At 60.6% G+C, this 19078-nt stretch carries 19 protein-coding genes; 17 read left to right on the forward strand and 2 right to left on the reverse strand.

Annotated features, from left to right (window positions below):
* The first annotated feature begins 2 nt into the window (after positions 1-2).
* The 9 genes from narI (at position 3) to HNO52_RS01070 (ending at position 7429) form a co-directional block, all read left to right on the forward strand.
* Positions 3-680, forward strand: coding sequence for a respiratory nitrate reductase subunit gamma (gene narI, locus HNO52_RS01030; RefSeq protein WP_197567242.1), 678 nt, complete (start codon positions 3-5; stop codon positions 678-680).
* A gap of 208 nt (positions 681-888) precedes the next feature.
* A complete protein-coding gene (locus HNO52_RS01035; RefSeq protein ID WP_197567243.1) occupies positions 889-1707 on the forward strand; it encodes a peptidylprolyl isomerase in 819 nt (272 codons plus the stop codon).
* 14 nt (positions 1708-1721) lie between these two features.
* A complete protein-coding gene (moaB, locus tag HNO52_RS01040) occupies positions 1722-2303 on the forward strand; it encodes a molybdenum cofactor biosynthesis protein B (protein WP_197567244.1) in 582 nt (193 codons plus the stop codon).
* Complete coding sequence (locus HNO52_RS01045; RefSeq protein WP_197567245.1) at positions 2300-3541, forward strand: molybdopterin molybdotransferase MoeA; 1242 nt, start codon at positions 2300-2302, stop codon at positions 3539-3541. Before moaB ends, HNO52_RS01045 begins: the two co-directional genes overlap by 4 nt.
* Positions 3501-4244 (forward strand): Crp/Fnr family transcriptional regulator, encoded by a 744-nt coding sequence (locus HNO52_RS01050; RefSeq protein ID WP_197567246.1) that lies wholly within the window; start codon positions 3501-3503, stop codon positions 4242-4244. Before HNO52_RS01045 ends, HNO52_RS01050 begins: the two co-directional genes overlap by 41 nt.
* Before the next feature lie 43 nt (positions 4245-4287).
* Positions 4288-4683: a putative zinc-binding protein gene (locus tag HNO52_RS01055; RefSeq protein WP_197567247.1), complete on the forward strand. Its 396-nt coding sequence runs from the start codon at positions 4288-4290 to the stop codon at positions 4681-4683.
* Positions 4680-5666 (forward strand): GTP 3',8-cyclase MoaA, encoded by a 987-nt coding sequence (gene moaA / locus HNO52_RS01060; protein WP_197567248.1) that lies wholly within the window; start codon positions 4680-4682, stop codon positions 5664-5666. Before HNO52_RS01055 ends, moaA begins: the two co-directional genes overlap by 4 nt.
* A 222-nt stretch (positions 5667-5888) precedes the next feature.
* Positions 5889-6200, forward strand: a complete 312-nt coding sequence (locus tag HNO52_RS01065) for a hypothetical protein (protein WP_197567249.1) — start codon at positions 5889-5891, stop codon at positions 6198-6200.
* A gap of 20 nt (positions 6201-6220) precedes the next feature.
* Positions 6221-7429: a M24 family metallopeptidase gene (locus HNO52_RS01070; protein WP_197567250.1), complete on the forward strand. Its 1209-nt coding sequence runs from the start codon at positions 6221-6223 to the stop codon at positions 7427-7429.
* Positions 7430-7442: 13 nt separating this feature from the next.
* On the opposite strand, the gene HNO52_RS01075 is transcribed toward HNO52_RS01070, so the two are convergent.
* Positions 7443-8327 (reverse strand): LysR family transcriptional regulator, encoded by an 885-nt coding sequence (locus tag HNO52_RS01075; RefSeq protein ID WP_197567251.1) that lies wholly within the window; start codon positions 8325-8327, stop codon positions 7443-7445.
* A gap of 269 nt (positions 8328-8596) precedes the next feature.
* On the opposite strand from HNO52_RS01075, the gene HNO52_RS01080 reads away from it, so the two are divergent.
* Positions 8597-10051, forward strand: a complete 1455-nt coding sequence (locus tag HNO52_RS01080) for a sodium:solute symporter family protein (RefSeq protein WP_232090470.1) — start codon at positions 8597-8599, stop codon at positions 10049-10051.
* A 59-nt stretch (positions 10052-10110) separates the two neighbouring features.
* On the opposite strand, the gene HNO52_RS01085 is transcribed toward HNO52_RS01080, so the two are convergent.
* Positions 10111-11016, reverse strand: coding sequence for a LysR family transcriptional regulator (locus HNO52_RS01085; RefSeq protein ID WP_197567252.1), 906 nt, complete (start codon positions 11014-11016; stop codon positions 10111-10113).
* A 125-nt stretch (positions 11017-11141) separates the two neighbouring features.
* On the opposite strand from HNO52_RS01085, the gene HNO52_RS01090 reads away from it, so the two are divergent.
* The 7 genes from HNO52_RS01090 to HNO52_RS01120 all read left to right on the forward strand — a co-directional run bounded on the left by HNO52_RS01090 (position 11142) and on the right by HNO52_RS01120 (position 19066).
* The gene (locus tag HNO52_RS01090; RefSeq protein WP_197567253.1) at positions 11142-12170 is read left to right on the forward strand and encodes a TRAP transporter substrate-binding protein; all 1029 of its coding nucleotides are present in this window, start codon (positions 11142-11144) and stop codon (positions 12168-12170) included.
* Positions 12171-12218: 48 nt separating this feature from the next.
* Positions 12219-12731 carry a TRAP transporter small permease gene (locus HNO52_RS01095; RefSeq protein ID WP_197567254.1) on the forward strand — a complete coding sequence of 171 codons (513 nt, stop codon included), beginning with the start codon at positions 12219-12221 and terminating at the stop codon, positions 12729-12731.
* Positions 12728-14014 carry a TRAP transporter large permease gene (locus HNO52_RS01100; RefSeq protein ID WP_197567255.1) on the forward strand — a complete coding sequence of 429 codons (1287 nt, stop codon included), beginning with the start codon at positions 12728-12730 and terminating at the stop codon, positions 14012-14014. Before HNO52_RS01095 ends, HNO52_RS01100 begins: the two co-directional genes overlap by 4 nt.
* A gap of 281 nt (positions 14015-14295) precedes the next feature.
* On the forward strand, positions 14296-14997 hold the full coding sequence (locus HNO52_RS01105; protein WP_197567256.1) for an isochorismatase family protein: 702 nt from the start codon (positions 14296-14298) through the stop codon (positions 14995-14997).
* Between the two features lie 127 nt (positions 14998-15124).
* On the forward strand, positions 15125-16180 hold the full coding sequence (locus HNO52_RS01110; RefSeq protein WP_197567257.1) for a GlxA family transcriptional regulator: 1056 nt from the start codon (positions 15125-15127) through the stop codon (positions 16178-16180).
* Between the two features lie 287 nt (positions 16181-16467).
* Positions 16468-17766, forward strand: a complete 1299-nt coding sequence (gene glyA / locus HNO52_RS01115) for a serine hydroxymethyltransferase (RefSeq protein ID WP_197567258.1) — start codon at positions 16468-16470, stop codon at positions 17764-17766.
* Positions 17767-17815: 49 nt separating this feature from the next.
* Complete coding sequence (locus HNO52_RS01120) at positions 17816-19066, forward strand: sarcosine oxidase subunit beta family protein (RefSeq protein WP_197567259.1); 1251 nt, start codon at positions 17816-17818, stop codon at positions 19064-19066.
* Positions 19067-19078: the final 12 nt, after the last annotated feature.

Raw genomic sequence — 19078 nt, forward strand, 5'->3', positions numbered from 1 at the left:
TCATGAACTACATCAACTCCTTGCTGTTCGGGCTCTACCCCTACCTGGCCGGCAGTGTCTTCCTGATCGCCAGCCTGATGCGCTACGACCATGGCCAGTACACCTGGAAGACCGGCTCCAGCCAGATGCTGTCGTCGAAGAACATGCGCATGGCCAGCAACCTGTTCCATGTGGGCATCATCGTGATCTTCTTCGGTCACCTGGTCGGCCTGCTGACCCCGCACTGGGTCTACGAGCCCTTCATCACCCCCGGCGCCAAGCAGGTCATGGCGGTGGTGATCGGCGGCATCGCCGGCGTGATGTGCCTGGTGGGCGGGGCCATGCTGTTCCATCGCCGCCTGACCAACCCGCGCGTGCGTGCCTCTTCGACCACCATGGACACCGTGATCATCGGCCTACTGGTACTGCAGGTGGCGCTGGGGCTGCTCACCATCCTGCCCACCCTGGGGCACCTGGACGGCAGCGCCATGCTCAAGTTCTCCGGCTGGGCGCAATCGATCGTCTACTTCCAGGGCGGTGCCGCCGCGCACCTTGAGGGCGTCAGCTGGATCTACAAGCTGCACATCCTGGTCGGCCTGACCATCGTGCTGGTATTCCCCTTCACTCGCCTGGTGCACGTGTGGAGCGCGCCGATGGGCTATGTCACTAGGCGTTACCAGATCGTCCGCCGCCGGGCTTAGGTGGATAAAGCTGGCTGCGCTCGCTCAGCTTCATAACCTCGGCGCCAGCCGTGAGGGGCGCCGGGGGCCGGCCGAAGAGGAGGTCTTTTGCCATGGATGGCAAAAGTAGCGCCCAGGGATGGGTTCACAGCGCCTCCTCACAGGCCTGCCGACGGAACAGCCCCGAGCTTATACAGCCGCTTATGTCATGTATTAGAGGATCCGCACCATGCAAATGATCGAGATCGAACAGCTGCCGGGCCGCGCCGTTCCGCCGCCCATCAAGGTCGGCGGCAAGGCCATCGACGAGGACAGCATCGCCCGCGAGATGCAGTACCACCCGGCGGCGACCGCCTCAGAGGCACAGCTTTCGGCCGCGCGCGCCCTGGTGGTTCGCGAGCTGCTGCGCCAGCGCGCCGTCGAGCTCGGTCTGGTGGCCGATACCGACGACGAAGGCGACAACGATGCCGCCATCGCCGCCCTGCTGGAGCAGGAGCTGGATGTGCCGGAGCCGGAGGAGGCGGCCTGTCGCCGCTTCTTCGACGCCGAGCCCGAGCGCTTCAGCGAGCCGACCCGCATTGCCGTGCGCCATATCCTGCTGGCCGCCGCGCCCGACGATGCCGAAGCGCGTGACGCCCAGTACCGCCTGGGCGAGACGCTGATCGAGGAGCTACAGAACATTCCCGAGCGCTTCACCGAGTTCGCCATGCGCCACTCCGCCTGCCCGTCGAAGAGCGAAGGCGGCGAGCTGGGCTGGCTGGCTCAAGGGCAGACCGTGGCCGAGCTCGACCGTGCCTTGCAGCACCTGCCGCAAGGCCTGCATGACCGTCCGCTGGCCTCGCGCTACGGCTGGCACCTGGTCAGCATCGATGAGCGCAGCGGCGGCCAGCGCCTGCCGTTCGAGCAGGTGGCCGAGCGCGTGTTACATACCCTGCGCGAGCAGGCGACTCGACGCGCCTTGCGTCACTACCTGCTGGCGCTGGAAGAGGAGATCGGTGTCGAGGGAGTTACGCTCGACGACGATAGCGCCAGCTCGTTGATGCAATAAACAGGAGCCCACGCATGTCCCATGTTCACGCCAACGCCCGCTTCGTGTCGCTCGGTATTGCCGTGCTGACCGTTTCCGATACCCGCGGCTTCGACCGCGACGGCAGCGGTGATCTGCTCAGCGAGCGTCTCTCCGAGGCCGGCCATGTCCTGGTCGAGCGTCGCATCGTGCCCGACGACATCTACCGCATCCGGGCGGTGGTCTCCAAGTGGGTGGTGCGCGACGACATCCAGGTGATCCTGGTCAATGGCGGTACCGGCTTTACCGTACGCGACACCACGCCCGAGGCGTTGTTGCCGCTATTCGATCGGGCAATCGACGGCTACGGTGAGCTGTTCCGCCAGCTCTCCTTCGACAGCATCGGCACCTCCACCGTGCAGTCGCGGGCGGTGGGCGGTGTGGCCAACCGCACCCTGATCTTCGCCATGCCCGGCTCGCCCAAGGCGTGTGCCACTGCCTGGGACGGCATTCTCGAAAGCCAGCTCGACGCGCGCACCCGGCCGTGCAACTTCGTTGCCATGGTCATGCCCGAGCACCAGGCGTGCGGCTCGCGCGAAGCGCCATTACCTGATCACGGTCAAGGAGTGCATGCATGAGCTGTGGCACCCTTGCCAAGGGCCTGCTCGATCTCGAGGTGGCCCGGGCGCGCATGATCGCCGCGGCCGAGCCGGTGCGGGGGGAAGAACTGATAGCGCTGGAGCAGGCCGCCGGCCGGGTGCTCGTACGCGACGTGGCGGCACGGCTCGATATGCCCGGCGTCGACAACAGCGCGATGGACGGCTACGCCCTGCGGCTGGCGGAACTCGGCGATGCCGGCCTGCCCGTCGTCGCGAGAGTGCCGGCGGGAGCCGGCGTGCAAACGCTGCCCGAGGGCGGCTGTGCGCGGATATTCACCGGTGCGCCGGTACCCGAAGGGGCCGACTGCGTGGTGCCCCAGGAGCGGGTTCGGCTGGACGAGGCCGGGCGGGTGCATATCATCGGCGAGGCTCGATTGGGTGCCAACATACGCCGCCGCGGCGAGGAGTACCGCGAAGGCGATCCCCTGCTGCCGGCGGGCTGGACCCTGAATGCTGCGGCCTTGGCGCTGCTGGCGAGCCAGGGTATCGCCGAGGTGCCGGCTCTGCCGCGCCTCAAGGTGGCGTTGATCTCCACCGGCGATGAACTGATCGAACCGGGTGAGCCGTTTGCATCGGGGCTGGTGTACGACAGCAACCGGGTGATGCTGAAGGCGCTGCTTGAGCAGGCCGACTGCGACGTGCTCGACCTGGGGGTGATCGCCGACGACCCCGCAGCTTTGCGCGAGGCGTTCAGCGCCGCCCGCGACGGCGCCGACCTGGTGATGTGCACCGGCGGCGTCTCGGTGGGTGAAGAGGATCATGTGCGGCCCGTGCTCGATGAGCTGGGTGGGCTCTGGTTCCATGGCGTGGCGATCAAGCCTGGCAAGCCGTTCGCCTTCGGCTACCTGGACGACGGCTCGCCCGAGGGCGTGCCGCTGATCGGCCTGCCGGGCAACCCCGTGGCCTCGCTGGTGGGATGGCACCTGCTGGCCAGGCCCTTTGTGCAAGGTTGCCAAGGCCGCAACGTCGGGCCCTTGCAGCAGTATCGCGTCCGCGCCGGTTTCTCGCGGCGGGGTAGTCCGGGGCGGCGTGAGCTGCTGCGTGTCGTCATCGATTGGCAGGCTGGCCAACCGCTGGCCCTGCTGTCCGGCGGGCAGGGCTCCCACATGCTGCATGCCGCCAGCCAAGCGCACGGCTACCTGATGATAGCCGCCGATACCGACGTAGAGGAAGGTCATGAATACCCCTATCTGCCCGCCGGACAGTTCGACGACTGACCTGCTGTTCAAGCCCAAGCAACTCCGCGAGCTGGTTCACGGTGTGCCTTGGCTGGGCGAACTGAACGACGATGAAGTCACTGAGCTGCTCGAGGATTCCGAACTCAAGTCGCTCAAGACCCGAGAGTGGCTGTTCCGCCAGGATTCCCCGGCCCACTGGCTCTACATCGTCATCAACGGCGCGGTGCGCCTGGCGCGCGGTGCCGGCGACGGTCGCCTGGCCACCATTCGCTGCGTCGAGCGCGGCGGCACCCTGGGCGAGCTGAGCATGGTCTCCAGCGCCGGCGTTTATCTCTATTCTGCCGAGGCGCTGCGCCGCACTCACGTGCTGGCAATTCCCGCCAAGCGCTGCCGCGAGATCATGGACCGTCAGCCGGCCTGCCGCGCCGAGTTCATGAGCCGCCTGGCGCTGGAACTCACCGAGCGCCTCGAGGACCTGGCGCTGCTGACCCAGGCCGATGCCATGTCGCGGCTGGTCAGCTACATCCTGCGCCAGCTACCGGCGGGGCGTAGCAAGAGCCCGCGAGTGGTTCGCCTGTCAATTCCCAAGCGCTGGTTGGCCGCTCAACTGGCCATGACACCGGAAACACTGTCGCGGCTGCTGGCCAAACTGCGCGACGGCGGCGTGATCGGTATCGATCGCCAGCGCCTGACGGTGCTCGACGAACAGAAGCTACGCGACGCCATGCTGGTCGACGATTGAGCCAATGACACGTCGCTCCGCAAGTCGTACATAGGGAGGCTCCATGTCCCGAACCGTGAACAAACCGCGTACCCTGCTCTACTCCTGCTCCGGCTGCTCAGACGTGGCGCAGCTGGCCAACAACGTGGCGGTGCGGCTCGATCATGCGGGCATCGCCGAGATGTCCTGCATCGCCGGCGTAGGCGGCGGCGTGCCGGGGCTGGTTCGCATCGCACGTTCCGGGCGCCCCATCGTCGCCATCGATGGCTGCCAGATGCACTGCGTCAAGCACTGCCTGGACAAGGCGGGCGTAGTCGCCACCGAACACGTAAAGCTCTACGAGCAGGGCTTTCGCAAACGCCGCGGCCAGAGCTACGACGACGAAGCCGTCCATGAGGTGGCCGAGCAGGTCGGCGAGCTGATCGCCCGGCTGCCCATGGATGCCGAGGAAAACGCATGAGCCTGATCGACGGCTTCGGCCGCACCGTGCGCTACGTTCGCCTGTCGGTCACCGACCGCTGCGACTTTCGCTGCGTCTACTGCATGGCCGAGGAGATGACCTTCCTGCCTCGCGCCAGGCTGCTCACGCTGGAGGAAATGGCGACTCTGTCGCGGGCCTTCGTCGAGCTGGGTGTGGAAAAGATCCGCCTGACCGGCGGCGAGCCGCTGGTGCGCCGCGGCATCGAGGAACTGGTGGCCGAACTCGGCGCGCTGCCGGGGCTGCGCGACTTTGGCATGACCACCAACGGCGCCGGGCTCGCCAAGCACGCCCGTGCGCTGTATGAGGGCGGGCTCAGGCGCCTTAACGTCAGCCTCGATTCGCTGGTGCCCGAGCGCTTTCGCGCCCTGACCCGTACCGGCGACCTGGCCAGTGTCATCGACGGCATTCGCGCCGCTCGCGCCGCCGGGTTCGAGCGCATCAAGCTCAACGCGGTGATCCTCAAGGGGCGCAACGACGATGAGATCCTCGACCTGGTCGACTTCGCCCGCAAGGAGCGAGTGGACATCAGCTTCATCGAGGAGATGCCACTGGGCCAGAACATCGGCCATGACCGCGCCGAGACCTTCTGTTCCAGCGACGAAGTACGCGCCATGATCGAAGCGCGCCACGCGCTGCTGCCCACCACCGAGACTACCCTGGGGCCGTCGCGCTACTTTCGCATGCCCGACAGCGGCTCGCGCATCGGCTTCATCTCGCCGCACAGCCACAATTTCTGCGCCGCCTGCAACCGCGTACGAGTGACCGCCGAGGGCCGCCTGCTGCTGTGCCTGGGCAACGAACACTCTGTCGACCTGCGCGCCGTGATGCGGCGCCACCCCGGCGACCTCGAACGGCTCAAGGCCGCCATCGTCGCCGCCATGCAGAAAAAGCCCGAGCGCCACCACTTCACCACCGACGGCGACGTCCAGGTCGTCCGCTTCATGAACATGACCGGGGGCTGAAAGGCCAGCTCCCCCCTTGGCCGTCCACCTGCTGCTTCTGGCCCGGACAGTCTAATCATGAACTGTTCGGGCCTTCCTTCGCCCGGCCTTTATGTCATCTCATCAGGCAGCTCTGCCCATGCTGTCGCGGGCATTACCTTCGCCAATACCTCTATTTGCACTAGTCATTGGTGATGTCGACCCCGGCTGGCCATATTCCTCAATGACGGATGGAGAGCGCGAATGAAACATTGGCGATTGGTACTGAGAGTGGTGTCTGATTCCGAGGATTCAAAAGACGCCAGTGAATTGAAGCGCAGTGTCACCCTTTTTTTGCGCGTGGTGGAAACCTATGAGGTGACCTGCCTTGGCATGAGAATTTTCGGCATTGACTTTCTTGCCGAAGATGAAGAATTCAACCATGTCATGAGCATGGTCAAGATCCTAAAAGAGAGATATCGGTTTTCCATCATGCAGTTCGGCGAACTGCGTGAGGAAAGCGAGACCGGAATGACGATAAGAGTCGGTTCAAAACCTGCGACACATGTCGCTTGAAATACGAAGGAGACAACAAGATGCAACTCCCATCATTGATCGAAATTCCCAACGGCGACAAGGTCGTGCCGACGTTTTCCGATGCCGAGATGCAGGCGCGTCTTTCTCGGCTAAGGGAGTACATGGCGGCAAATCAAGTCGATGCCGTGGTGCTCACTTCCTATCACAACATCAACTACTTCAGTGACTTCGTTTATTGCAAGTTCGGCCGTGATTATGGGTTGATCGTGACCCAGGATCGTTTTACCACCGTAACCGCCAATATCGATGGTGGCCAGCCCTATCGGCGCAACCGCCTGGGCGACAACATCGTCTACACCGATTGGCAGAAGGACAACTTCTTCAAGGCCGTCAGGCAACTGTGTGAGGGCAAGCAGCGTGTCGGCGTCGAGTTCGATCATCTGACCCTGCAGAACCAGCAGAAGCTGCTGGCTGCGCTTGGCGAGGTGGAGCTGGTCGACATCGGCGTGCCCACCATGAAGATGCGCATGATCAAGTCGGCCGAAGAGATTGCACTGATTCGCCAGGGCGCTCGCATCGCCGACGTGGGTGGTGTGGCCGTGCGTGACGCCATTACTGCTGGGATCCCGGAGTACGAGGTGGCGCTGGCCGGCCAGCAGGCCATGGTGCGGGAGATTGCCAAGACCTACCCGAACAGCGAACTGATGGATACCTGGGTCTGGTTCCAGTCGGGGATCAACACCGATGGTGCCCACAACCCGGTGACCAGCCGTCGCGTACGGTCCGGGGATATCCTGAGCCTGAACACCTTCCCGATGATTTCCGGTTACTACACGGCCCTCGAGCGCACCCTGTTCTGCGAGCACGCTTCCGACGAGCACCTGCGACTCTGGGAGGCCAACTGCGAGGTTCACCGGCGAGGGCAGGAGCTGATCAAGCCCGGTGTTCGTTGCTGTGACATCGCCCACGAGCTCAACGCGATATTTGCCAAGCATGACCTGCTCCAGTACCGCACCTTCGGCTATGGCCACTCCTTCGGCACTCTGAGCCACTATTATGGCCGGGAGGCGGGCCTGGAACTGCGTGAAGACATCGAGACCGTGCTCGAACCTAACATGGTGGTCTCCATGGAACCGATGATCATGGTGCCGGAAGGCCGTGCGGGAGCCGGGGGTTATCGTGAGCACGACATCCTGGTGGTGAACGAGCACGGAGCCGAGAACATCACCGGGTTTCCATATGGGCCGGAGCACAATATCGTCAGATAACCGCAGAGCAAGGTTATCGACTCCCTAGCATGGGAGGCGGTGCCAGATTGGCTAACCCGGCACGTAGGAAGTCAAGAACGTGCCGGGTTGCCACGCTTAGTTCCCGCTCGCGATAGTAAAGCCCAATGCTAACGGAGCCGAGGCGTGGCAGGCGCTCCATTTCAGTCGCCTTCGAAAGGTGAGAAGGCACCACAGATGAAGCCATTGCCGTCAGTCCCAGCCCTTCCTCGACCGCCGACATGATCCCCAGCAAGCTGGGGCTGGTATAGGCAATGCGGTAGGGCGTACCTGCCTGCGTCAGTGAACTCTCCAGCATCGCCCGGTAGATGCAGCCTTGAGGGTAGGTGACCAGCGGAAGAAATTCCGAATCGGTCAGGTTGCCATGGCTCATTACCCAGGCTAACTGGTCGATCCTGTAATCACGGATATCCCTATTTTCATCCTTCCTCTCCGGCTCCATGACCAGACATACATCATAGAGGTGCTTCTGGTAACGCTGAAATATCACCTTGCTGATGTCACAGTCGACCTCGACAGCTATGTTTGGGTATGTTCTCGCCAGATTACGCAGGGCTTTTGGCAAGAAGGCAAGCTCGAAATCATTCGGTATGCCAAGTCTGACCCGGCCTGACACGTTCTCTCCGCTGAGCTTGGTTATGGCCTTGTCATTGATCTCCAGGATCTGCTTGGCTGCCTGATAGAGATACTCTCCATCTTCTGTGAGATCCAAGCTTGTTCCTCGCAGGAAAATCTTGGTATCCAGCAGTGATTCCAATTTTTTAATTTGCAGGCTTATGGCAGGTTGTGAGCGGCCAAGAAATTCGCCGGCACTAGTAAAACCGCCAAGGTCCCTTATGGTCACAAAGGTGCGTAGCAGATCTGTCGGTATGTTCTTCATGCCATGAGCCATTGCTGTGATTAATGGGGGTATTTGCGTTACAAATTGGCAGCTTTTGAGAGCCTAAAATACCTTGAGAACATCATGGATGGCAACGCATGGGCAGGGAGCCATTCCTGTCGACCAAGAACAAGAGGTGTATAAATGAATTCCTGGGTATTGACCACCTTTCTGATGCTAACCTGCTATATGCTGCTTCATTCAGGCGCCGCCTATCTCCGAAGGGAGCTCAAGCGAAAATCAAGCAATGGCTCAATGAGGAGATGACCATGGACGCCTATAAGCTGTTCAATTGGAGCCTGTTATTGCTGACATTCGGTCTGCTGATCTATCTGGGCTATCTCTCCTCACGCTACATGAACAAGAGCGATGAAGGGGGCTTTCTGGTAGCGGGGCGGTCACTGGGCGCCTTTGTGGCGGCCGGCACCATTGTAGCCACTGGCTTCAGTGGCTGGGGTTTTATGGGCTCCCCAGGGGTAACCTACCAGTTCGGTGCCATCGAGGTGCTGGGGAATTTCTTTTTTGCGCCAGCGATGATGATCGCCGTGCTCTACTTCGCCCGCTTCCTGCAGCAGCGTGCCATCGAGATGGGGAGTAATACTATCCCAGAGTATATTGCCCAGATCCATGGTGGCTGTGCTATGGGGCGGGTTTTGCAAGGTGTGGCTGCCTTTATTACCATCTTGCTGCTGCTTGTCTTTTTGACCAGCCAGATCAAGGCTGTAGGTCTTCTCGGAGCAAGCTGGCTGGGCATCGAGCTCAACCAAAGTGCCTTTTTGATGGTCTCGGTGATCATTATCTATACCATGCTAGGGGGGCTTGCCGCAGTTGCTTGGACCGATACGGTCATGGTCTGCGGTATGGCCTTGGCTGCGATCATTATTATGGCGCAAATACTTACCTCCGTGGATCTCGGTACTTGGGAGGCATCACTTAATGCCATCGATCCCGAGCTGCTCAATCCCACGACGGGGGCACATTATGGTGACTCTATCGGTACTGTCTTCTTGGTGCTGCCTTACGCATTCCTATTCGCCGCTGTGCTGCCCTACATGGCGATCCGATTCCTGGCGATGAGGCCGGACGTCAAGCTACACAAGGTGGGGCTCTACGTGGCGATTCTCGGCGCGCTGCTGAGCTTGATCCCTATTGTCGGCCTCTATGTGCGTATGCACATACCCGACCTCGCCGATCCCGACATGGCAATGCCGATCTACCTCGAGCAGTTCATGCATCCGGCCATCCAGGGGGTCATCACGCTCTTCATTATCTTCGCCATGAAATCCACGGCAAACTCGCTGCTGCATACCGTGGCTTCGGCGACCTCGCATGATCTTCGGCTGTCTCTGTTTGGTCCTGTCACCAGTGAGCGCATGGCGCTGAGGATCAATCGCGCGGCCGTGGTGTTGCTCGGCGTCTTAGCGCTGCTGATGATGCTTTATGCTCCTCCGTTCATGCTTTCCTGGCTGGGTATCCTGGGTTCCGGCACGCTGCTCGCCAGTATGATTGGACCAGTTTTCATCTCGACGTTCTGGCAAGGCACAGCCTGGGGAGCGCTCACTGCCATGCTGGTGGGGTTCTTCACCAGTGGCTATATGATGTTATTCGTCGACGTGGGGTGGCTGATCGGGCCGCTGACCGGATGTGCTGTCTCTTCGGCCTGTTATGTGGGGGTATCGCTGTGCCGCCGGCGTCCTCAACTGAGCAGGCCCTCGCTTCACTGAATGGCAGGGAAGGCAGCGAGAACGCGGGCCGAGGCAGCGATGCCACGGCCCATTTCATATCAGCCTTCCAGCTCCTTGCTCAAGAGATCACGGAACAGGCGACAGCTGGGAGTACTAAAGGCCTGGTTCCAGGCGGCAATGGTCTCAAGGCGCTCATGAGGGCTGGCCAGGGGGACTACGGCTATGTCTTCCCGGCGAAACCGGTTGATGCAGTCGGAATACAGCGAGATGCCCATGTTGGCCGCCACCAAGCCGAAGATACCGCTGCTGGTCGAGGCTTCCTGAATGATTTGGGGGCGAAAACCGTCCTGCAGGCAGAGCCGGAATACGTAAGCTCGAAAGGTGCTCCAGCCCTCTTCAGTGCCCAGTATGAACTTCTCGTCTTCTAGCTCGGCGAGCGTCAAGCGTGGCCGGTCGGCCAGCTTGTGCCGTCGAGGCAGGACCACCATCAGGTTCTCGATGGCCGCGCGGTGGGTCTCGATTCCTGGCAGCTGCACGGGGCCGATCATGAAGCCAATGTCGATACGTTGTTCCAGCAGTGCCTCGTGCTGGTGATGAGAAGGCATGTAGATGAGCTCTACCGTGATGTCGGGGTAGGTCTCCTTGAAAGTATCGAGAATCCGCGGCAACACGCCATTGATCGAGAAGTCATTGTAAGCAATGGTGATATGGCCGATATCACCCTGTGCCGCCCTTTCTGCGAGCTGAATCCCTCGCTCAAGATGGCTTAGCGCGGCCTGGCACTCGTTCAGGAACAAATGGCCCGAGCGGGACAGTGCCACTTGGCGAGTAGTGCGCTCGAACAGATCGGCGCCGACCCCTTCCTCAAGCCCCTTGATCAGTCGGCTCAGTGCCGGTTGGGTCATGTGCAGCGACTCTGCAGCTTTCTTGAAGTGTAAGCTCTCAGCCACTGCCATGAAGGCGCGGAGATGGCGCAGGTCAAAGCGCGTAATATTGTTGTTCATGCTGGCATCAATCTAGAAAAAGAATGAATTAGACGGTATGAGTTGTGAGGCATAGGCTGAATATTGTCAAGCAGAGCCTGTCGGCTTGCCGGCAGCCCACAACAAGTCCAAACGGGAAAAGTCCGATGCGCAAGACACTCTCACGAACGCTGATGATCGGTGCTACCAGCTTGGTCGCTACGTTTGTCGCCACCTCGCTCTCGGCTGCCGAGAGAACTCTTAAGTTCCACAACGGCTATGCCGAGTCGCGTCCGGAGGCGGGCTTCGTTGACGAATTTGCAGCGCTTGTCGATGTGAAGTCGGGTGGCGAGCTCAAGATTGACGTATACCATGCCGGCTCCCTGGGTCTGAAGGAGCCGGACATGCTGCGTACGTTGCAGCGCGGCTTGGTAGACATGGCCCTTCTCTATGGCGAGTATTACACACGAGACGCGCCGGAGCTCTCCGCGGTATACGCCCAAGGTGCCATTAAGGAAGCCGAGGAGCACTTGGAGCTCCTGCCAACCGTGCGCGAGATCTACGTCAGGGAATATGGCGATTGGGGCATCAAGACTATCGGTGGTGTTGTTTCGCCGGTGTTCGATGTCGGTGTGCACTGCAAGGAGCCCGCCAATTCCTTGGAAGAAATCAAGGACCGCAAGCTCCGCGTCTGGTCATCACATCTGGTGGATACGTTCACTCGGCTAGGCATTTCAGCTGAAGTTATTCCTCAGAATGATATGTATATGGCACTTCAGACCGGCGTTGTGGATTGCGCCTATTACCTGTCCACAGTCGCTGAGACGGTCTCCCTGAATGAGGTTACTGATTATGAGGCGTACCTGCACCCTTGGGCCGCGGTACCGGCTATGTTCGGTGTCAGCCAGCGCACTTGGGAGTCGCTGAGTGAAGACCATCGCAACATTCTCGAGGAGGCCGGCGAGGAAATCTGGGAGAAGACCCGCGAGATGTCAGTAGATCAGCAGCGTGAGGCTGAAGCCCGTGAGAACCGGGAGTCACTTGGCGTGACTATTCTCGAACCCTTCTCCGAAGAGGACGTGGTGCGCTTCCAGGAAGCCGCATTCGAAGCTTGGGAGAAGCTCGCTAGTCGGGCAGGGGAGGATGGCCTGGCCATCTTCGAAGAGGTCACTGGCCGAATTCGTGAGATCAATTAAATAAGCCCGCGGGGCCGTCATTTCGGCCCCAAACTGGAGGCCATGGCGATGAAGATTATCGACAAGGCGATCGACAGAGTGGTATACGGTATGTTCCTCTGCGGTGTGATCGTCGGTATCCTGATGACGCTGACTGTCTTCGTCAGTACCTTGATGCGCTACCTGTTTAATACTCCGCTGCACTTCTCCAACGAACTGGCAGGCCTGCTTTTCCTTTCGATCACCTTCTTGACCATTCCTCACGTACTCAACATCGACCGTCATATCGGTATTGACCTGGTCGTTAAGCAGCTGCCGGTGCGCTTCCAAGGCTTCACTGGCCAGCTGGCGGGTCTGGTATTGCTCGTCTTTGCAGTAATATTTGTCTACCAGTCATGGGACTTCATGGTTTTTTCTCGTGCCATTGACGCACGTTCCGATATCAGTGGGCTGTTGCTGTGGCCTTGGATGCTGGTGATGCCACTCAGTTTCACTATGTGCTGCATCATTACGCTAAAAAAAACACTGGTACGCTTTTTCGCTCGTGACCGTAAACCTTTTTATAAGGAGGCTTCCTCATGAGCTGGCTAATTCTTAGCACAGGGCTGTTGACTCTGCTTAGCAGTGGTGCGGTTCTGGGCGCTGCGTTGGGGCTGATAGGATTCATCCTTCTCCACTTTCAAGGAGGCGGTGCTACAGCCCTCGCCATTAACTCTATCTGGAACTTGTTGACCGGCTTCTCGCTGACTGCAGTGCCCTTGTTCATCTTTCTAGGAGACATTCTGCTGGCCAGTGGGGTCTCCACCAAGGTCTACAACGGCCTGACTCCTTTGTTCCGGCGTATTCCCGGAAAGCTGTTGCATACCAATATCGCTGTCTGCACACTATTTAGCGCGGTGAGTGGATCGAGCTCAGCTACCGCGGCCGCTATCGGTTCGGTAGGCTATCCGGAGCTGAAGAAGCGTGGCTACTCGCCTAGCATGGTCGTGGGTACACTAGCCGCGGGGGGCACCTTGGGGCTATTGATTCCGCCGAGTCTGGCACTGATCATCTATGGTGCTACCCAGAACGTCTCCATCGGTAAGTTATTTCTAGCCGGGATTATTCCAGGAATCATGATCTCCGGCGCTTTCTTCCTCTGGATCATGCTGCGTTCCCGCTGGGGAGAGGCCATCACACCCGAGGACGATGAACCGATGGACTGGAGTGCGGTCTTTAAAGGCTTATTGCAGATATGGCCACTGCCTGTGCTGATCTTCTTCGTTCTCGGTACCATCTACATGGGTGTTGCCACACCCACCGAAGCGGCTTCACTAGGTGTGGTCGCCAGCATTATGCTGGGTTTCGTCTGGGGGAATCTCACCTGGGCCCAGCTATGGGCAGCATTTATCAATGGCACCATCATGTTCAGTGCAATCGCCATGATCATGCTGGGTACGGCGATACTGTCTCAGGCCGTGAGCTTGCTTGGCCTGCCGCGTGATGCGGTAGCAGCAATCGCTGATCTTGGCTTCAATCGTTATGGAGTTTTGCTATTAATCGTTCTTGTCTACCTTGTACTAGGATGCTTTTTTGACGGCATATCGCTGCTGTTGATGACTTTGCCAATCACTTTTCCCATGGTCACTAGCTTGGGCTTCGATCCCATCTGGTTCGGGGTTATTGTAACGCTGTTAATGGAGGTTGGTATGATAACGCCGCCAGTAGGGCTAAATCTCTTCGTTCTAACCTCCATTACCCATAATGAAGTTAATGTCACTGATGCTGCTTGGGCGTCATTGCCCTATTGGCTGATTATCTTGGGGGCCGTATTCATATATACACTGTTTCCTTGGCTGGTGACCTGGCTGCCTTCTTTCTATTAGTGCGATGTGAATAGAATTTACTGTCTTAATTTTCGGCCTGGGAGGGCCGTTTTTTTTGGGGTCTTTGAAAAGTATGGGGACGGTTTGTTGTGAAGTTTTGATGCCGGCTCGGGCATAAGTAGAATAAAAAATGCACTTTTTATTGTTGCTCTGTACGGTATCAATCAAAAAGTAAAAGGAATTGGACTGCATCAAATAAGGTGGTTAACCTTCGAGCTGTCAACGACACAAAGTACTCAGTGCGTACAGCAGCAGTAATTCCACACACCGGAGTTAATGAGATGTCCCAAGATCTGATGACAATGCTGAATCAGGCTTTCGAAGAGGCCACTAAGCTTTACCAAAAGCGTGGTTTTCAGCGTCGCGTAGGGTTCGGAAAGAAGCCGGCGCTGGTGAGTGTCGATCTCGCGAATGCCTGGACCCGTCCAGGCAACCCTTTTACCTGTGACCAGGAGCAGATGGATAACGAAATCATCCCTGGCATGCAGAAGCTACTCAAGGCTTTCCGTGCTGCGAAACTGCCGGTGATTCACGTGACGACCGCCTATGAGATTACCGACCGCAATGCACCTTTTACCGATATGGGGTTATGGCACAACAAGATTCCCGTCGACGCCGTAAACCTTGCCGACAAGGAGCTCTGGGCTATCGATTCACGCATCGCTCCGGTTGAGGGTGAGTATACGCTGCTGAAGAAGCGTGCCTCGTCCTTCCATGGTACTGAGCTGGCGGGCATCCTGCGTGCAAATGGTGTCGACACCATCCTCGTGACCGGCGTCACCGCCTGCGCTTGCGTACGCCAAACCATTTGCGACGGCATCGCTGATGGTTTCCGAACCATTGCAGTCAAGGAGTGCATCGGTGACCGTGTGCCAGGCGCCGTGGCCTGGAACCTGTTCGATATCGACGCCAAGTTCGGCGATGTTGAGTCCGTGGATCGCTGCGTCGATTACCTGAATACCATCGGACAGTCCCAATCCTGACCATTGTTCATGAGGTCGTTTCTGACAGCGAGTCCAACTGGGCTCGCTTCTCGTTTGGTGGTGTGGGGGTCGATGGCGCGATAGGCTAGGCTATCGACCCGGCTCCAGGGCTTCGGAGTGTACTGCCATGACACCAGGCGCGACCTTTAACCGTTCCTCCCAGGGCGAGCCCCTATCCGTCGGCTTCGTCCTGCTGCATCGCTTCACCCTGCTGCCTTTCGCCGCCTTCGTCGACTGCCTGCGCCTGGCGGCCGACGAGGGCGACCGCAGCCGCCAGCTGCGCTGTCACTGGACGTTCATGACCAGCACGGGGGAGCCGGCGGCCTCCAGCTGTGGGGCTTCCATCACGCCGTGCCAACCCTTCCGGGATCCGCAGGAGTTCGACTACATCGTGGTGATCGGCGGCGTGCTGGACGACGCCGACCGCGCCGATACCACGGCGCTGGCCTACCTGCGCCGGGCGGCGAATGCCCAAGTGCCGCTGGTGGGGCTGTGCACGGGCGCCTTCGCCCTGATCCAGGCCGGCCTGATGACCGGGCGTCGCTGCTGCGTCAGTTGGTATCACCACCGCGATATGATCCAGCGCTTTCCCACCATCGAGCCGGTGGCCGACCGGCTTTTCGTCGATGATGGCGACCGGCTTACCTGCGCGGGTGGCTCAGCGGGAGCAGACCTGGCCGCCTATCTGGTCGAGCGGCATCTGGGCAAGGCTTGGGCCATGAAGAGCCTGCGAATCATGCTGCTCGACGAAGCCCGTATCGGTGCGCATCCGCAGCCGCAGCCGGTGGTATTCGGCAAGATCGAGGATCGGCTGGTGCGCCGTTCCATTGCCGTGCTCGAGCAACATCTCGGCGAGCCGATCTCGATGGAGACGCTGGCGGAGCGGGTCGGAACCTCGCGGCGCAACCTGGAGCGCCGCTTCCGCGAGACCCTGGGCGTCGGGCCGCAGAAATTCGCGCGCGATCTGCGCCTGCGCTACGGGCTGTGGCTGCTGCACTACACTGGCAAGAGCGTCACCGAAATCGGCGAGCGCTGCGGTTTCGCCGATACGGCCCATTTCTCGCGGCATTTCCGCAGCGCCTTCGGTATGCCGCCGTCGGAGATGCGCAAGCGTGCCGAGGAGCCAGGCAGCGACCGGGTCGACCCTTTCTTCCTGCATATCGAATCCCGCCCGGCGGTCTGACCGATATATCGCCATCTCCCGTCTCATGGGTGCTTCAGGCATAAGCTCGTACCCGGCGGACGGCCTTCGCCAAAAGTGGTAGGCCGACCTCGGCGGTACCTGTCATTCAGCAAAGCTGTCGCATTTATTCAATCTTTCTCCCTCCTGTGAGCCTTTAATCGACGCATGAGCCGAATACCCTTCGCGCTGATTATCAGCGCATAAGGATTTCAAATTTTTCACGTTGGCGGGTTGCCGATAGATTCGAAGACACACCCAGCCAGTGCCGATAACAACAGGAGTCACTCATGAACCAAGCCGGACTCGCGTCATTCGATTCCCAGATTGCCGCTGCCATCGCCGAAGAGGTGGCGCGTCAGGAGGCGCACGTCGAGCTGATCGCCTCGGAAAACTATGCCAGCCGCGCGGTTATGGAGGCCCAGGGCACGCAGTTGACCAACAAGTATGCCGAGGGTTACCCGGGCAAGCGCTACTACGGCGGCTGCGAGCACGTCGACGTAGTCGAGAAGCTTGCCATCGAGCGTGCCTGCGACCTGTTCGGCGCCGACTACGCCAACGTTCAGCCCCACTCCGGCGCCCAGGCCAATGCAGCTGCCTTCATGGCGCTGGTCAAGCCGGGCGACACCGTACTCGGCATGAGCCTTGCCCACGGCGGTCACCTGACCCACGGCGCTGCGCCCAACTTCTCCGGCAAGCACTACCACGCCGTGCAGTACGGCCTGAATGCCGAGACCGGCGAGATCGACTACGAAGAAGTCGAGCGCCTGGCACGCAGCCACAAGCCGAAGCTGATCATCGCCGGCTTCTCCGCCTACTCCCGTGTGGTCGACTGGCGGCGCTTTCGCTCCATCGCCGATGAAGTCGGCGCCTGGCTGATGGTCGACATGGCTCACGTGGCGGGTCTGGTCGCCGCCGGGCTCTACCCGAGCCCGATCGCCCACGCCCATGTGGTCACCACCACTACCCACAAGACCCTGCGCGGCCCGCGCGGTGGCCTGATCCTCTCGGCCCACGGCGATTCGGAGCTGTACAAGAAGCTCAACGGCGCGGTCTTCCCCGGCCAGCAGGGCGGCCCGCTGATGCACGTCATCGCGGCCAAGGCGGTGGCCTTCAAGGAGGCCATGAGCCAGACCTTCGTTCAGTACCAGCAGCGCGTGATCGACAACGCCCGCAGCATGGCCAAGGTGTTCCTGGACCGCGGTTACGACGTCGTCTCCGGCGGCACCGACGACCACCTGTTCCTGGTCTCGCTGATCCGCCAGGGCGTTACCGGCAAGGACGCCGATGCGGCGCTGGGCCGCTCGCACATCACCGTCAACAAGAACGCCGTGCCTAACGATCCGCAGAGCCCCTTCGTCACCTCCGGTCTGCGTATCGGCACCCCGGCGGTCACCTCGCGCGGCTTCGACGCGGACGACTGCGAGGCGCTGGCCGGCTGGATCTGCGACATCCTCGACGTGCTGGCCGAGCAGGGCAATACCGATGCCGTGGAAGCCGAAGTGCGCGAGAAGGTCGCCGAGCTCTGCCTGCGGCACCCGGTCTACGGTGCCGCCTCGGCAGCGGCGCAAGAAACCGCTACCGCCTGAACCCGTAAGAGCCGGCCCTGCCTGGCAGGGCCGGTCGAGGAGAGAGAAGATGCAACGCTATTCAGGTTTCGGGCTGGCCAAGCACGCCCTCAGTCACCATGAGAACTGGGAGCGCCAGTGGCGCAACCCCACCCCCAAGAAACAGTACGACGTCATCATCGTCGGCGGCGGTGGCCACGGCCTGGCCACTGCCTATTACCTGGCGAAGGAGTTCGGCGTCAAGAACGTGGCGGTGATCGAAAAGGGCTGGCTGGGCGGCGGCAATACCGCGCGCAACACCACCATCGTGCGTTCCAACTATCTGTGGGACGAGGCGGCGGCCCTCTACGAGCACTCCATGAAGCTGTGGGAAGGCCTGTCGCAGGACCTGAACTACAACGTGATGTTCTCCCAGCGGGGGGTGCTCAACCTGGGCCACACCCTGCAGGACATGCGCGACATCCAGCGCCGGGTCAATGCCAACCGTCTGAACGGTATCGACGGCGAAGTGCTGGACGCCAAGAGCGTGCAGGAGCTGGTGCCGATCATGGACTGCTCGAAGAGTGCCCGCTACCCGGTGCTGGGCGCTTCCTGGCAGCCGCGCGCCGGTGTGGCCCGCCACGATGCCGTGGCCTGGGGCTATGCCCGCGGCGCCGACGCCCATGGCGTGGATATCCTCCAGCAGACCGAGGTCACCGGCTTCAAGATCCGCGACGGTCAGGTCTATGGCGTACACACCAACCGTGGCGACATCGAGGCCAAGACCGTCGGCTGCGTGGCCGCCGGTAACTCCGGTGTGCTGGCCAAGATGGCCGGCTTCCGCCTGCCGCTGGAATCGCACCCGCTGCAGGCCCTGGTCTCCGAGCCCCTCAAGCCGATCCTCGACACCGTGGTGATGTCCAACCACGTGCATGGCTATATCAGCCAGTCGGACAAGGGCGACCTGGTGATCGGTGCCGGCATCGACGGCTACAACGGCTATGGCCAGCGCGGCAGCTACCCCACCGTGGAGCACACCCTGCAGGCCATCGTCGAGATGTTCCCGATCTTCTCCCGGGTGCGCATGAACCGCCAGTGGGGCGGCATCGTCGACACCTGCCCGGATGCCTGTCCGATCCTCTCCAAGACTCCGGTGAAGGGCCTGTACTTCAACTGTGGCTGGGGCACCGGTGGCTTCAAGGCCACCCCGGGCTCGGGCCATGTGTTCGCCGCCAGCCTGGCCAAGGGCGAGATGCATCCCATCGCCGAGCCCTTCTCCATGTTCCGCTTCCATAGCGGGGCTCTGATCGACGAGCACGGCGCCGCCGGCGTGGCCCACTGAGGAGAATTCGCC

Origin of the sequence: Halomonas sp. MCCC 1A13316 (assembly GCF_014931605.1) — a bacterium.
Classification (GTDB): domain Bacteria; phylum Pseudomonadota; class Gammaproteobacteria; order Pseudomonadales; family Halomonadaceae; genus Halomonas.

Coding starts and splice junctions, on each gene's coding strand:
- HNO52_RS01120 (WP_197567259.1), top strand. CDS start 17,816: ATGCAACGCTATTCAGGTTTCGGGCTGGCCAAGCACGCCCTCAGTCAC.
- HNO52_RS01110 (WP_197567257.1), top strand. CDS start 15,125: ATGACACCAGGCGCGACCTTTAACCGTTCCTCCCAGGGCGAGCCCCTA.
- HNO52_RS01090 (WP_197567253.1), top strand. CDS start 11,142: ATGCGCAAGACACTCTCACGAACGCTGATGATCGGTGCTACCAGCTTG.
- HNO52_RS01080 (WP_232090470.1), top strand. CDS start 8,597: ATGGACGCCTATAAGCTGTTCAATTGGAGCCTGTTATTGCTGACATTC.
- HNO52_RS01075 (WP_197567251.1), bottom strand. CDS start 8,327: ATGAAGAACATACCGACAGATCTGCTACGCACCTTTGTGACCATAAGG.
- HNO52_RS01070 (WP_197567250.1), top strand. CDS start 6,221: ATGCAACTCCCATCATTGATCGAAATTCCCAACGGCGACAAGGTCGTG.
- HNO52_RS01055 (WP_197567247.1), top strand. CDS start 4,288: ATGTCCCGAACCGTGAACAAACCGCGTACCCTGCTCTACTCCTGCTCC.
- HNO52_RS01065 (WP_197567249.1), top strand. CDS start 5,889: ATGAAACATTGGCGATTGGTACTGAGAGTGGTGTCTGATTCCGAGGAT.
- HNO52_RS01045 (WP_197567245.1), top strand. CDS start 2,300: ATGAGCTGTGGCACCCTTGCCAAGGGCCTGCTCGATCTCGAGGTGGCC.
- glyA (WP_197567258.1), top strand. CDS start 16,468: ATGAACCAAGCCGGACTCGCGTCATTCGATTCCCAGATTGCCGCTGCC.
- HNO52_RS01050 (WP_197567246.1), top strand. CDS start 3,501: ATGAATACCCCTATCTGCCCGCCGGACAGTTCGACGACTGACCTGCTG.
- HNO52_RS01095 (WP_197567254.1), top strand. CDS start 12,219: ATGAAGATTATCGACAAGGCGATCGACAGAGTGGTATACGGTATGTTC.
- narI (WP_197567242.1), top strand. CDS start 3: ATGAACTACATCAACTCCTTGCTGTTCGGGCTCTACCCCTACCTGGCC.
- HNO52_RS01085 (WP_197567252.1), bottom strand. CDS start 11,016: ATGAACAACAATATTACGCGCTTTGACCTGCGCCATCTCCGCGCCTTC.
- HNO52_RS01100 (WP_197567255.1), top strand. CDS start 12,728: ATGAGCTGGCTAATTCTTAGCACAGGGCTGTTGACTCTGCTTAGCAGT.
- HNO52_RS01105 (WP_197567256.1), top strand. CDS start 14,296: ATGTCCCAAGATCTGATGACAATGCTGAATCAGGCTTTCGAAGAGGCC.
- HNO52_RS01035 (WP_197567243.1), top strand. CDS start 889: ATGCAAATGATCGAGATCGAACAGCTGCCGGGCCGCGCCGTTCCGCCG.
- moaA (WP_197567248.1), top strand. CDS start 4,680: ATGAGCCTGATCGACGGCTTCGGCCGCACCGTGCGCTACGTTCGCCTG.
- moaB (WP_197567244.1), top strand. CDS start 1,722: ATGTCCCATGTTCACGCCAACGCCCGCTTCGTGTCGCTCGGTATTGCC.